Below are 13,734 nucleotides of genomic sequence, written 5' to 3' on the forward strand. Positions count from 1 at the left end.
ACCGACGCCCTGATCGAGCTCGGCTGGGAAGGCCGGCGCCGCGTAAAGCTCAAGCTCACTGGTTCCGTCCTGCGGGTGGTTTACGGCTGTGAGGCTGCGGGATCAGCCGGTCCGCTCGGAAACTGAGCCGGTGGCGGCGTGGGCCGCCGAGAGGGGTCTCATGGCGGACAGCAGGGTCCTGGTCGCGGTACGGGAACGTCCACAGGATGAGGGTGCCGGTGCCGAGCAGCTGGCGCGCATTGCTGAGGCGATCGAGAAGCGGGGATTCGACGTCCGATGGGCGGTAAATGTCGCGGACGCCGAGGCGGTGCTGCGGACGGAGGCGGGGCTGGCCGCGGCACTGGTCGCCTGGGAACTACCGGGCCAAGGGGGCGCGGACGGCGAGCCCGGGGGCGCCGCCGTGCTGCGCTCCATCGGCCGGCGGTTCCAGGACCTCCCGGTCTTCTTGGTCATGACCGACGACGGCGTACGGGACCTGCCGCTGTGGGTGTCGGAGTCGGTCGTGGGCCATGTGTGGCCGCTGGAGGACACTCCAGGATTCATCGCGGGCCGGATCACCACCGCCGCGCGCACCTACCAAGATGCCGTCCTGCCGCCCTTCTTCCGGGCGCTGCGCCGCTTCGACGACGCGCACGAGTACTCCTGGCACACCCCGGCCCACTCCGGCGGTGTCGCCCTGCTGAAGTCGCCCGCGGGCCGGGCCTTCCACGACTACTTCGGGGAACGGCTGTTGCGCAGTGACCTGTCGATCTCCGTGGGGGAGCTCGGCTCGCTGTTCGAGCACACCGGCCCGATCGGCGAGGCGGAGCGCAACGCCGCCCGGGTCTTCGGCGCCGGCCTCACGTACTTCGTGCTGCACGGAGATTCCACCTGCAACCGCGTGGTCGGCCACTTCAGCGTCACCCGCGACGAGATCGCGCTGGTGGACCGCAACTGCCACAAGTCGGTGCTGCACGGGCTGGTCGTCTCCGGCGCCCGCCCGGTCTACCTGATCCCCACCCGCAACGGTTACGGTCTGGCGGGTCCGCTGCCCCCGGCGGAACTCGCGGCGGACTCCGTCGCGGCCCGGATCGCCGCGAACCCACTGACCCGGGGTGCCGTGTCGCCGCACGCTCAGTACGCCGTCTTCACCAACTCCACGTACGACGGCCTGTGTTACGACGCCCCGATGGCGGCACAGGCGTTCGCCGCGAGTACACCCCGGCTGCATTTCGACGAGGCATGGTTCGCGTACGCCCGCTTCCACCCGCTCTACGCGGGCCGGTACGGCATGTCGGTGGACGAGAACACCTTCCCCGGCTCGGACCGGCCGACGGTTTTCTCAACCCAGTCCACCCACAAGCTGCTGGCCGCGCTCTCGCAGAGCGCCATGGTCCACGTCAGGCCCGCCCCACGGGCGCCCGTTGAGCACGACCGGTTCAACGAGGCGCTGATGATGCACGGCACCACCTCCCCGCTCTATCCGATGATCGCCTCGCTGGACGTGGCGACAGCGATGATGGACGGGCCGCAGGGCCGCTGGCTGATCGACGAGGCCGTGACCGAAGCGGTCCGTTTCCGCCAGGAGATGGTCCGCATCCGGCGCCGTATCGAGGAGGCCGGCGACCGACCGCCGTGGTTCTTCGGCGTGTGGCAACCCGAGACGGTCACCGACCCGAGCACAGGCACCCGACTGCCGTTCGACGAGACCCCGGCCGACCTGCTGCGCACCGAGCCGACCTGCTGGCACCTGGAACCCGGTGCTGCCTGGCACGGGTTCCCGGGGCTGACCGAGGGCTACTGCATGCTCGACCCGGTCAAAGTCACCCTGACCTGCCCGGGCATCGACGCGACCGGCGCGACCGGCGAGTGGGGCATCCCGGCACGAGTGCTCACCGCATACCTGGCCACCCGCCATATCGTCGTGGAAAAGACCGACAGCTATACGACGCTCGTCCTGTTCTCCATGGGTATCACCAAGGGCAAATGGGGCACCCTCCTCGACGCCCTGATGGACTTCAAGGCCCTCTACGACGAGGACGCCCCCCTCGACCGGGTCCTGCCCGCACTGGTCGCCGAGCATCCCAGGCGGTACGCCGGCCAAACCCTGCGCGAGCTGTGCCAGGACATGCACGACCACCTGCGCTCTGTCCGTCTCGTCGACCTGCTGGACACTGCTTTCCAGCAACTGCCGGAACCGGTCACTCCACCGCAGCTGTGCTATCAGCGCCTGATCCGCGGCGGCACCCACCGCGTACGGTTGACCGAAGCGCCGGGCCAGGTGGCCGCCGCCATGATCACCGTCACCCCGCCCGGCATCCCCGTCCTCATGCCCGGCGAGAGCGTCGGCGCCGCCGACGGCCCGCTGCTGCGCTACCTCACCGCCCTCGAATCCTTCGACCGCTGCTTTCCTGGATTCCGCAGCGAAACCCATGGCGTGACTCTCGACCCCGACACCGGCGACTACCTCATCGAATGCCTGCGACCGACAGCCGGTGACGAAACAAGCGCCGACGCCGCACAGGAACGCCGTACCGTGACACCGGCCCAGCGCAGGCATCCGAAGGAAACCCATGAGCGGTCCTGACGGGGCGCTGTCAACGTGATTGTGCAGTTGAGTTGTTGGGGGCCGATGTGGGTTGCTGAGAGGCGATGGCGAACGTTTGCTGGGGTCCCGCTTCCAGCGCCGGTCGATGGCCTGCGGCCGGGCCGTCTCCGCCTCGCCGTCGTCCAGCGCGGCCGACGCCGTGAGCCGGTCCTGGACGACAGAATCGTGAACGCCGCGCTCGCCGCGCACTGCACCGACATCACCGAGGCCTCCCCCGCACCGCGCGCGGCCAGGAGCCGGGCTACCCGCCTCTCCACCGCCCGCTGGGCACCCACCAGCCCGCCACCCTCACAAAAACCCGCCGCCGTGCCCGTCCGGGACCGGCAGTCGGCCGCCGACCCGGCCGTGCCTGCCCTTCCTGCGGCTTCAGCCGGGGGGAGTGGGACCTCCCGCGCGTGCCGTCGCGCCACGACCTCGCCGTCATCGCCGCCCGTGTCCGTCTCCGCCATCGCCCAGGCCCTGGACTTGAAGCGGTCCCGACATGGGGTGCCGACACTGCGGACGGAGCGGTTGACGCCGGTAGTCCGTCTCCCCGCCGGGGGTCGGGGCGGCGTGGAGACGGACCGTGTGTACCTGACCGGGAACGTGTCTAGCCGAACTGGCCAGGCTGGTAGTCCCCGGCAGGCTGCTGGTTGATGACATTGATGCGGTTGTAGGCGTTGATGACGGCGATGAGGGAAATCAGGGCGACGAGTTGCTCCTCGTCGAAGTGCTTCGCGGCGTTCGCCCAGGCTTCATCGGTGACACCACCGGCCGCGTCGGCGATGCGGGTGCCCTGCTCCGTCAATTCCAAGGCGGCGCGCTCGGCTTCGGTGAAGACCTTGGCCTCGCGCCAGGCAGCGACCAGGTTGAGGCGCTGCGGGGTCTCTCCCGCCTGGGTGGCGTCCTTGGTGTGCATGTCGGTGCAGAAGCCACAGCCGTTGATCTGGCTTGCGCGAATCTTCACCAGCTCCTGGACCGCGGTCGGCAGTGTCGAGTCCGAAACCACCTTGCCGGCCGAGTTGATGTGCTTCAGCACCTTTCCCGCGAGAGGGTGGCCGAAGTAGTTGAGGCGCGATTCCACGGTGATCTCCTTGCCGTGTGGCGGATACACACCACTGACCGGGGTGGCCCCGCGATGTGTGACAAGAAGGCCGGTGTGACGTGCGTCTCACGCCTTCGTTTCTCGGCGGCCCGGGCATAAGGCGGCTCTGGCTTGACCGGGACGAAGATGCAGGGAGAAGCCGTGCATCAGCTTGGGGTTGGACGCGAAGCCCGTACCTGGCCGGGCGACGGTTGTCCGATGTCGACGAAGACAGGCCCACGATCCGGGCGGGGCCGTCCGTCGCCCGCGGTGTTGTGCAGCAGTGCCCGGGCCACGGCGTGCGCCTTGACGACCGCCCGGTCGGCCACTGGTCCCGCGTGCCGCCGGCGTACGGCGGCGGTCCACAGTTCCAGCCAGCGATCGAAGTACTCGGCGCGAAGCGGGCTCTTGGAGTGCAGGTCGCGGTGTGCGCGGAGGGCGTTGCGGCGGTAGACGCCCGGGGTGAGCAGGGCGCTCTCCCAGAAGTCGGCCATGACGGGCAGATGGGCGGCCATGTCGACCCGGGCCACCTCCGTGAACAGCGGACCGATGAGAGGATCACCGAGGGCCTCGTCGTAGAACGCCTTGACCAGTCGCTCCACGTCCTGCCGGTCCCGGATGTCGGGGAGTTGCCCCGGTGCGGCGGGCGGCTGCCGCCGGTCGTCGTGGGTCATGCGGGTCCTCCGAGGGCGAATGCGGCCAGGAACAGCGCCACCAGTTTCAGGACCTCGCCGACGACGTACAGGAGGTGAAGTCGCGAACGTCGTACGGGAAGCCCGTTGATCAGGCGCTGCGCCCTGCGATCCAAGCGGGGGCGGAGCAGCAGCATCTGCGCGGCCAGAATCGCCGCCGCGGGCAGGAGTACGAGTGCGGTGGGCCCCCGAGTGACGGCCATGGCGCAGGCCGCCACCAGCAGAATCGCTTCCATCCGGTTGAGGGCTTGGAACACCACCCGCCCCATGGCCAGGCCGAGAGGCAGGGTGATGCCGGTTGCCCGGAACTTCAGGGGGGCCTCAAGGAAAGAGATGGCCATGACCGCACCGATCCACACGCAGCACAAGTAGGCCGACACGTTGGCAGTGTTCATGAGCGCACATCCTCAAAACCGGGATCGACGGTTGATGTCGTGCCCGCCCCTTACTTGTCGAGCCAGAGATCGGGGCCGAAGACCTCGTAGTGGATGGCGGAGGGGTGCAGCCCCTTGGTCAGCAGCTCGCCCCGCACCATGCGCATGAAAGGCAACGGTCCGCAGAGGTAGGCGGTGGTGTCGGGGGCCGGGGTGAGGTGGTCGAGCGTGGCTCGGCCGGCGAAGACGTTGGTACCGGGGGAGTGGTGTGCGTCGTTCTCGTACCACAGGTGAAGATCGGCACTGGTCAGTCGGCTGACGAGGTCCGCCTGTTCGTCACGGTGGACATGGTCGCGGGGGGTCCGGTCGGCGTGAAGGACGGTGACAGGACGCGAGGAGGACGTGAGGGCGAGGTGGTCGAGCATCGACAGCATGGGGGTGATACCGATGCCGGCGGAGGCGAGGAAGAGGGGGCTGCCACCCTCGGGCAGTACGAGGTCACCCGCGGGCAGCGAGACATCCAGGATGTCACCCACCTCGGCGTGGGCGTGCAGCCAGGACGAGACCTCGCCGTCCGGGACGGTGCCGTCGGCGGCCTTCTCGCGCTTGACGGTGATGCGCCAGGTCTTGTGATCGGGTGCGGTCGACAGGCTGTACTGGCGGATCTGGTGGGCGCCATCGGGTAGTTCGACGCGGACACTGACGTACTGACCGGGCCGGAAGGGAACGGTGGGACGATTGTCGGTCCGGCGCAGGACCAGGGAGACGGCGTCGGCGGACTCCTGGCGGAGCTCGGCTACCTCCATGCGCCGCCACACGTCGCCGTTCTCCACGCCGGCCTCGGTGTACAGGCGGGCCTCGATGGCGATCAGGGCGTTGGCCATCAGCCAGTAGACCTCGTCCCAGGCGGCGCCGACCTCGGCGGTGACGGCATCACCGAGGACCTCGGCGACCGCTCCGAGCAGATGGCGTCCGACCAAGGGGTACTTGTCGGCGGTGATGCCAAGTGACACGTGCTTGTGGGCGATGCGCGCCAGGATGGCGTCCGGGCGTTCGTCGGGCCGCTCGACCAGGAGGGTGGCGAAGGCCGCCACCGAGCCGGCCAGTGCCTCGCGCTGGGCGCCGGTGGCCTGGTTGGTCCGGTTGAACAGATGCTGCAGCAGCTCCGGACGCTCCTCGAACAGCCGCCGGTAGAACAGCTCCGTGATCTCGGTCAGTGAGGCGCCCACCACAGGAAGCGTTGCCCGTACGACGGGGGCCGACTGCGCAGAAAGCATCAGACACACTCCTAGATCGATGTTGATTGAATTGGTAGATAGCATGCATATTTTTGGTCGCGACCTTTGCTTGGTGGTCGTGATCCAACATTGTGAACGGTGGGGCCGCGGGTGACGCAGGGCGGCGGTCCTGTGCGGTGTCGTCGGCGGTCGGGCGGTCAGTCCGGGTGAGTGCCCAGCGCCACGAGTACCGGTCCCGTCGGTGACGTCACCAGATCGGCAACGGTCACACCGTTCAGTGAGGAGTAAAACGCCTCCTGCGCCTCTCGTAGGGCCCGCCGCAGCCGGCAGGCGCCTGCGAGGGGGCAGGGGGTGTCGCCCTCGCACACCACGGCTTCCCGGTCCCCCTCGAGTGTCCTGACCAGGTCCCCCACCGGGGTGCTCCGGCCTACGTCGGTGAGAGCCAGCCCGCCATTGCGCCCGCGCCGCGCCTCGATCACCCCAAGATGCTGCAACTGCGCGATGGTCTTCGCCATGTGCGTATAGGGGACGTTCATGGAGTCGGAGATCTGTCGCGTGGTCAGCAACTCCTCGCCGTCCACGACGGCCAGGCGCATCACTGCCCGAAGTGCGAGATCCGTGTATCTGGTCAGCCTCACAGCGGCAGACTATCAATGTTGCATGGAGGATGCGTATTTCGAGGGAGTGGTATACGTCTCGGCAGACGGCAGACGGCAGACGGCAGACGGCAGACGGCAGACGGCAGACGGCAGACGGCAGACGGCAGACGGCAGACGGCAGACGGCAGACGGCGTAGGGCAAGGCGGCAGGCGGCAGGCGGCAGGCGGCAGGTGGCAAGGCGGCGTAGGGCAAGGCGGCAGGCGGCAGGGCGGCGTACGGCAAGGCGGCTGAAGGTAAGAACGGCCGCGCGAGGCGCCCGGCGGTCCTGACGTGCTCGAGTCCTTCCGCGCTCACCGGCACGAGTACCGGCTGCCCGGGGGTGCCGAGCAGCGTGGCCATGTATACCGTCCCGGCGCCCGGGAGGTTGTTGCCGCCCTGGTAGGCGGATGACATCGTCTCCCGGCTCCCAGAACGTCTCTCCAACCTTGATGACGCGCTGCGGTTCGCCCTCCAGTTCGAAGGTCGTCTCGCCCTTGATCACGTAACCGAACGCCGGGCCGGGGTGTCGGTGCGGCGGGGACCCGCGCTGCCGGGCTCCAGGGGGATCAAGACTGTCGTTGAGGAAGTCACCTTCTACGGTTGTACTGGGTCTCATCCACAACTTCGTGACGGTTCGGGGCAGCCGTCGGGACCGTCCGCCGGTCGCGGACACGTCCAGGTGCCGCCGCACCGTCGACGTGAGCAGCGCATGCGCACTGGCTCCGGCGTGCCCCGCAGGCTCTGCGTCTGCGACTCCCGGCCGGCCCGCGCCAGCGTCGTCGGCCGGTTCGGCCGCACCTTGTCCAGCTCCACCCGGCCCAGGCGGAACGCGGACATCTCATCCGCCCGTTGGAGGGATTTCGCGTGGCGTGGCGGGCTCCGGCGCGAGTCTTGCGGACAGAATCTGACCGCAAGACTTCCTACGGTCGTCGCATGACACAGACGCAGAAGATTCTTGTCACCGGTGCCACCGGAACTGTTGGCCGTCAGGTCGTCGCCGAACTCCTCGCCCGCGGCCACGCGGTCCGCGCCCTCACCCGGGATGCGTCCAGGGCCGCTCTTCCGGTCGGAGTTGAGGTCGTCCAGGGCGATTTGGCCGAGCCCGACAGCTTGATCCCGGCCCTGGAAAACGTCACCGGCGTCCATCTGATCACCTTCGGCGGGGCCTACTTCGCCCCGCTAGAGACCGGCCCGCAGATCCTGGACCTGGCCCGCGCGGCCGGCGTATGCCGGGTCACCGTGCTGCATGGCGGCGGGCCGTCCCCGCTGGAGGACGCGGTGCGTGCCGACGACGGTGTGGACTGGACCGTGCTCATGCCGGTCGAGTTCATGGCCAACGCCCTGGAGTGGGCGGACGGGATCGTGGCCTCGGGCGAAGTCCGCGAGCCGTTCGTCTCCCGGCTGAGCGCCATGGTGCACGAAGGTGACATCGGCGCTGTCGCCGCGGTCGCGCTCACCGAGGAGGGCCACGCGGGCCAGGAATACGTGATCACCGGCCCCGAGCTGCTGACCGTCGGCGACAAGGTGGTGTCGATCGCTGCAGCCCGGGGCCGGGCGATCGCCCTCATCGAACTGACCGAGGAACAGGCCGTCGCGCAATGGCGGGCGGCGGGCCACCCGGAGGACGTGATCGGCTTCCTGCTCCAGGCGTACGGGGACACCCCGGTGGTCGGCCGTACGGTCGTCGACACTGTCGAGAAGGTCACCGGCCAGCCGGCCCGTACTTTCGCCCAGTGGGCTGGGCAGCACGCGGACGCCTTCATGGCGACAGCCCCCGCGTAGTACGTGGACTTCAAGGTTCGGGGCCCGTCACTCCAGAATTTCCGTACTCACGACGATGGCCGCCTTCCTCTCCATATCCCAGCCTGCCGTGGTCAGCGGCATCGGAGGCGGAGGCTGTGAAGAAACGCCCAACTTCCTGCAACGGACCGTGCCTTGGGTGCCGACCCACACCGGGGTCCGGCGGCGGCCGCCGGGTGCAAGGAAGCTGGTGGGCGTGACATTTGACGGGAGCTTCCAGCGGCAGCCCGCAGTGCACCCCGCAACCACCTGACCTGGCCCCGTACGACGGGACGCCCGCGCCACTCGCCGTGAGCGCGGGTCTCCTACTGTGGGAGGGGCCCAGCTCCATCCGGCCAACAAGGAGGATCAGGTCGTGAACGTCGAGATCCCTGCGCTCGTCCGCGACACCGCCCCCCAGTTGGGAGCCGGCGTGCCTTACGCCCTGAAGGTTCTCGCCGGCCGACTGGCCGACGCCCCGGACATGGGCCGGCCCTCGCATCTGCCCGGCATCCTCACCGTGATGGTCGACGGCGACCTGTTCGAGGACTGCCCCGCCCTGGCCGTCGGCTACATCCGCGAGCCCGACCGGATCGAGGTCCGGTACGTGAACCTGGCCCCCTCCGCCGAGCCCGCCGCCCCTGCCCAGGAGCAGGAGCAGGAGCAGGAGCAGGAGCAGGAAATCGAGCAGGAGCAGCGTGCTGACCCTGCGGGTGACGCGGTCACCGTACGGCAGATCGCCGACGCCTGGCATCGCGTCACCCGCTGGCTCCAGCACAATGCCCCCGATTCCTACGCCGCCCTCCGGGCCGGCGCCGGCCCCGCCGCCATCGCCGCGCTGGAAGGCGACCTCGGCGTTCGGATACCCGTCGAGCTGCGGGTCCTGTGGCTGTTGACTGCGGGCGATGACGGGGCCAACGGTCGGGGATGCCTGCCCGGCAACCGAGCTCTGATGACTCTGGACGCCGTGTCCGCCGCCTACCGGTTGAAGAGCAACTCTCAGGCCAGCCAGGAGACTTACAACGCCGACCGCCCCGAAGACGAGCGGATCACTGTGTGGAGGCCGACCTGGATTCCGGTTGTCGCCCTCGGCCCGGCTGACAGCACCTCGGGTCTGTACCTGGACACCGCGACCGGCTACCTGGGCCACTGGTCCCGCTACGACGAGAGTCCCGACGACGAGCTCGACACGCTGGTCACCTACCTGGAAGAGGCCGCCGACATGCTGGAAGCCCCGGCGCTGGCCACGCGGGACAAGCCCGGCCTGGTCGGTGGGGCCCTGGTGTGGGGCAGCAGTCTCGACCCCGCACAACAGGACCGGTGGCAGCTCCTGACCGGCTGATCACACACGCGCAGAGGGCGGTCCTGGGGGCCGCCCCCCTTCCGTCCTGCCTCCCGCCACGACGGCGCCCCGATGTGCGCCTGCCGGATTCTGCGCGCTCGGGACCGCCGACGCCCGCACCGCTCAGTAGCGCTCGGCTCGATCGTTGCCGTACAGGTGTCCGCGAGGAGGCGAGACCTGCTCGGGGCCGGCGCCGAACTGCAGCTGCTGGGCCCGATGTTCGGGACGTGCTGACCGGACCGACCGGCACGGGTGCCATCCGGTCAAAGGTCCTGTCCCGGCTGCGCGCCCATGTCTTCGCGCGCTTCGCCTGCCACGCCATGGCGGAACCCGCGTCGCCCTCCACCAGTCATCTGCTGGTGCACGGCCATCCCACCGACCGCTCACCGTCACCGATGTGTGCGAGATTCGGGACGATGCACGGGTTCACGCATCCCCCGGGCCGCACACGGACGGCCCGTGTCCGGCGAACGGCCAAGTGCGCTCCCTGGTCGGGGCGCTGTTTCAGACACCCGCTGCTGCGGGAGCTGATATCCGGTGAGTCGCCGCCCGGCTGGTGGCTGGCCGCGTACGGACGAGCCGACCAGGCGCTGCGAGACGCGGGGGCCGGCCCTTTGGAGCGGGCCCCGTACGTCGTACGGTCGGCCGAGCCCGGCGACCTGGAGGCGGTCCGGCTGCTGTGTGAGGCGGCCGAGCGCACCATGTACTCCGTCCCGGCGACTGCCGCGTCCTGGTTGCGGGCAGCGATGCGGCTGCTGAAGCCCACCGCCGCATCGGGTGAGCCGAGGCTCGGCGTACTGCTGGCGCTGGCGCGCGCCCTGGGGCTGACCGGTGACCTAGCCGGTTTCCGGGAAACGCTCGGTGAGGCGCTGGAACTGCTGCCACCCGACCAGGGCGGGCGGCGGGTGGAGGTGGTGGCCCTGCAGGCGCAGGTCGAACGCATCCTGGGCAACGTCGGCGAGGCCCGCGCCGTCCTGGAGACGGAGCTGGGGGCGTGGCCCGAGACCAGCGCCGTCGCCAGCCCTCTGCGGCTGGAGCTGGCGACCGTACGGATGATCCAGCGGGCGTACGACGAGTCGGCGGCCTACCTGGACACGGCAATGCAACACGCCACGCGCACCGGCGACCGGGGGACTCGCACCGTCGCCGCCGCGTGCCGGGCCCTGGGCGCGGCCTACGACGGCGAGACCGTGGCGCATGCCACGCATGCCACGCATGCCACGCATGCCACGACGGACGTGGACGCGATGGAGGACGAGGAGCTGACCGCCTTCCTCGATCCGCCGAGCCAGCTGGGCTGGGCCGAACTGCTCGCCGAGCGCTACGACGACAGCGTCCGCCACATCAGCCGAGGCGTCCGGATCGCCCGGCGTACCGGGCAGAGTCATGTCCTGCCCTACCTCCTCCTCGGCCACACATGGGCGGTTCGTGAGGTCGGGGAACTCGCGGAAGCGGTCGAATCGGCGGAGGACGCCGAGGAGATGGCGTATCTGCATGAGTGCGGCCCCTCGCATCCGGGCCTTCCGTGATCGTGGACGGCCCCGGCATCCCATGGCGCCGATCCACGGACGGCGAGATCAGTGCCGAAGCGACGGCTTCATCCGTCGACAGGCTGCCTCTGAACCCCCGCTCCGGCTCCGGTACCACCTGCTCATGTACTGGCGCAGGACACTAGGTTAGACGCCGGTCTGTCCGTCGACGAGTTCACGCACGACATCGAGGTGACCGTTGTGGCGGGAAATCTCTTCGATGAGGTGGAGGACCACCCAGCGCAGGTCCACGTGGCGGCCGTCGCCGATAGGACGCTCGGCCGTTGAGTTCAGGTCGCGGTCGGCCACCAGGCGGCGATAGCGGGCGCTCTGTTCCTCGTACTCGGCGAGAAGCTGGGGCAACGGGATGTCGACCGCTGTCCGCATCTCGGGGTCGGGGTCGTCGTCGGTCGCCTTCGTGAGCGGCCCCTCGGGCTCCTCACCGAGAAACATCACCTGGACCCAGTGATGCTCGACCCATCGCAGGTGGCTGATCAGCCCGCACATCGTCATCAACGGTGAATTCGGGAGCGGTGCCTTGCGGGCATCTTCCTCGGACACGCCCTCACACTTGGCTCGCGCCGTGTCACGGGCGTAATCCAGGAAGGTGGCCAGCTGCGTACGTTCGTCCCACGTGGGGGGTGTATCGGTTCGTTGTGTCATCGCGGGTGAGGTTTCCACAGCTTGGAGGCGGTGTCGCGTGATTTAGAAGCCGCGCAGGCAAGTGTGGACACTCTTCTTCTACGCTGCGGGGTCTGCCAAAAGAGCGGTGTAACTGGGGTAGTTGGGGCTACTGACGGGCCGCCGAGAGGCGGCCGTCGAAGGTGATGTCGAACGCGTTCAGTGCGGTCTTCCAGCGCATGGTCCAGCGGGCTTTGCCCTTGCCTGTGGGATCGAGCGACATGATCGCCATGTAGACGCACTTCAACGCTGCCTGCTCGTTCGGGAAGTGCCCGCGGGCCTTGACCGCCCGCCGGATCCGCGCGATGTCGAGGTCAACGTCCCTGGTGGGGCCGCTTGCTCGCTGTCCGCAAACGACTTCCAGGACGGGTGTCGCCTATTCGCACCCAACGCAATTGGCGTCGGTAGGATCAATGGAACCGTGGTTGGCGCCAAGATTGATCTTGCTGGCTACTCGTCCTCCGAGCGCTGGAGGACCTGGGCCTGGAGGCGTTCGCGAAGTTCGGCTTCCTCAGGCGTCAGTTGGTCGTCGGGGCGCCGGAGGCCGCCCCCAGCGCGGGTGACTCCCCGAGCAGCGACAGGAACGGACGGACGACCCGTCCGCGATCGTACGGTGCCTGGTCAACGCGCAGCAGTCCGGACCCTGTGCCTGTGGGTGGTGTCGGGCTTGGGAGGGTGGGTCTTGCGGCCGCTCAGGCGGTGCAGCCGCAGGGCCAGCTGCAGTTCGAGGGCTCTTGTGGGGGTGTTCCAGTCCGGGCCGAGAAGTTGTGTGACCCGGTCCAGCCGCTGGACCACGGTGTTGACGTGCACGTGGAGGGTGTCCTTGGCCTTGGACAGGCTTGCGCCATGTGCGTAGTAGATGTCGAGCGTGTGGGCCAGCTCGGTGCCACGCTGCTGGTCGTATGCGAGAACGGGGCCAAGGAGGCGCTGTACAAAGCCGTTGGTGTCCGATCGGTTGCCGAGCAGGACGCCGAGGAACCCCAGGCCGGCGATGTCGGCGCCGTCTCCGGTACGGCCGAGTGCGTGCAGGGCGTCGAGGCAGCGGCAGGCTTCGGTGTACGTACCCGGAAGCTGTTGGGGGCCGGTGGCCGGGCCGGCGGATCCCACGGTGACGGGTGCACCGGCTGCCTGCCCGAGGTCCCGGGCCAGTTCGGCGGCGAGTGCACCGGGATCCGATGACGGCACGAGGAGTACGACGTGGCCGTCGCGGACTCCCGCCAGCCCACCCAGCGAGCGGGCCCGGCGTACGGTTTCCGCGAACAGGTGTGAACGCGGCTCGTTGTCCGTGTCCAGGGTGAGCACGGCGTAGGGCTGGGAGAGATTGATACCGAGCTTGCGCGCGCGGATGGTCAGACTTCCGGTGTCGTGGCGTCCCCCGGGCTGATCGAAGGTGAGCAGGTCATCGAGGAGTTCCCCGCGGACACGGTCCTCTGCCTCGGCCACAGTGCGGCGCAGCAGCAGGAGGAGAGCGGCGACCAGGGCGGCGCGTTCGAACAGGCGCCGGTCGGCGGCGGTCAGGTCCGCGCGTCCGGTCAGGACGATGCTGCCGAGGAGCTCCGAGCCGGCCAGTACGGCGCACACCCAGGTGCCGTCCACCGGGACGGCATGGCCACCGGTGCGGGAGGTGGCGATGCCCTGCGGGGATGGGGTAAGGGGGTCGGTGCCGGCTCGGGCCAATTCGGTGCCGTCCGAGTCGTGGAGGGTGAGGCCGCCCCCTAGGGCCTGTGTGAGGTCGTGATCAATTTCGGGTTCTGGTCCCGTGTGGGGGCAGGACCTGATAGGACGCTGGGTGTGACACGTAGGCAACTCA

General features: G+C 69.1%; 12 protein-coding genes and 1 pseudogene. 4 read left to right on the forward strand and 9 right to left on the reverse strand.

Annotation, left to right across the window (positions count from 1 at the left end; genetic code table 11):
* Positions 1–160 precede the first annotated feature (160 nt).
* Complete coding sequence (locus tag ACFU53_RS13545) at positions 161–2,566, forward strand: Orn/Lys/Arg decarboxylase N-terminal domain-containing protein (RefSeq protein ID WP_383990368.1); 2,406 nt, start codon at positions 161–163, stop codon at positions 2,564–2,566.
* A 610-nt stretch (positions 2,567–3,176) separates the two neighbouring features.
* Here the strand turns inward: ACFU53_RS13545 and ACFU53_RS13550 are convergent.
* From ACFU53_RS13550 to ACFU53_RS13575, 6 genes are all read right to left on the reverse strand, one after another.
* The gene (locus tag ACFU53_RS13550; protein WP_383990371.1) at positions 3,177–3,650 is read right to left on the reverse strand and encodes a carboxymuconolactone decarboxylase family protein; all 474 of its coding nucleotides are present in this window, start codon (positions 3,648–3,650) and stop codon (positions 3,177–3,179) included.
* Positions 3,651–3,817: 167 nt separating this feature from the next.
* Entirely contained in the window at positions 3,818–4,324 is a 507-nt protein-coding gene (locus tag ACFU53_RS13555) for a group III truncated hemoglobin (protein ID WP_383990374.1), read from the reverse strand.
* Positions 4,321–4,737 carry a hypothetical protein gene (locus tag ACFU53_RS13560; protein WP_383990377.1) on the reverse strand — a complete coding sequence of 139 codons (417 nt, stop codon included), beginning with the start codon at positions 4,735–4,737 and terminating at the stop codon, positions 4,321–4,323. The genes ACFU53_RS13555 and ACFU53_RS13560 overlap by 4 nt, the downstream gene beginning before the upstream one ends.
* 50 nt (positions 4,738–4,787) lie before the next feature.
* Positions 4,788–5,993: a globin domain-containing protein gene (locus ACFU53_RS13565; RefSeq protein WP_383990380.1), complete on the reverse strand. Its 1,206-nt coding sequence runs from the start codon at positions 5,991–5,993 to the stop codon at positions 4,788–4,790.
* A 158-nt stretch (positions 5,994–6,151) separates the two neighbouring features.
* Entirely contained in the window at positions 6,152–6,592 is a 441-nt protein-coding gene (locus ACFU53_RS13570) for an RrF2 family transcriptional regulator (RefSeq protein WP_383990383.1), read from the reverse strand.
* Complete coding sequence (locus tag ACFU53_RS13575) at positions 6,589–7,209, reverse strand: cupin domain-containing protein (protein WP_383990386.1); 621 nt, start codon at positions 7,207–7,209, stop codon at positions 6,589–6,591. The genes ACFU53_RS13570 and ACFU53_RS13575 overlap by 4 nt, the downstream gene beginning before the upstream one ends.
* Positions 7,210–7,526: 317 nt before the next feature.
* On the opposite strand from ACFU53_RS13575, the gene ACFU53_RS13580 reads away from it, so the two are divergent.
* The 3 genes from ACFU53_RS13580 (at position 7,527) to ACFU53_RS13590 (ending at position 11,243) form a co-directional block, all read left to right on the forward strand.
* The gene (locus ACFU53_RS13580; protein WP_383990389.1) at positions 7,527–8,375 is read left to right on the forward strand and encodes an SDR family oxidoreductase; all 849 of its coding nucleotides are present in this window, start codon (positions 7,527–7,529) and stop codon (positions 8,373–8,375) included.
* A gap of 373 nt (positions 8,376–8,748) precedes the next feature.
* A complete protein-coding gene (locus ACFU53_RS13585; RefSeq protein WP_383990391.1) occupies positions 8,749–9,714 on the forward strand; it encodes a hypothetical protein in 966 nt (321 codons plus the stop codon).
* A 227-nt stretch (positions 9,715–9,941) separates the two neighbouring features.
* Positions 9,942–11,243: a hypothetical protein gene (locus ACFU53_RS13590; protein ID WP_383990394.1), complete on the forward strand. Its 1,302-nt coding sequence runs from the start codon at positions 9,942–9,944 to the stop codon at positions 11,241–11,243.
* A 147-nt stretch (positions 11,244–11,390) separates the two neighbouring features.
* On the opposite strand, the gene ACFU53_RS13595 is transcribed toward ACFU53_RS13590, so the two are convergent.
* From ACFU53_RS13595 to ACFU53_RS13605, 3 genes and pseudogenes are all read right to left on the reverse strand, one after another.
* Entirely contained in the window at positions 11,391–11,906 is a 516-nt protein-coding gene (locus ACFU53_RS13595; protein WP_383990397.1) for a DinB family protein, read from the reverse strand.
* A gap of 127 nt (positions 11,907–12,033) precedes the next feature.
* A pseudogene (locus ACFU53_RS13600) lies at positions 12,034–12,228 on the reverse strand (transposase); the annotation flags it as partial.
* 317 nt (positions 12,229–12,545) lie between these two features.
* A partial coding sequence (locus ACFU53_RS13605; RefSeq protein WP_383990400.1) for a PucR family transcriptional regulator occupies positions 12,546–13,734 on the reverse strand: 1,189 nt, incomplete at its 5' end.

The organism is Streptomyces sp. NPDC057474 (genome assembly GCF_042802555.1).
Classification (GTDB): Bacteria; Actinomycetota; Actinomycetes; order Streptomycetales; family Streptomycetaceae; genus Streptomyces.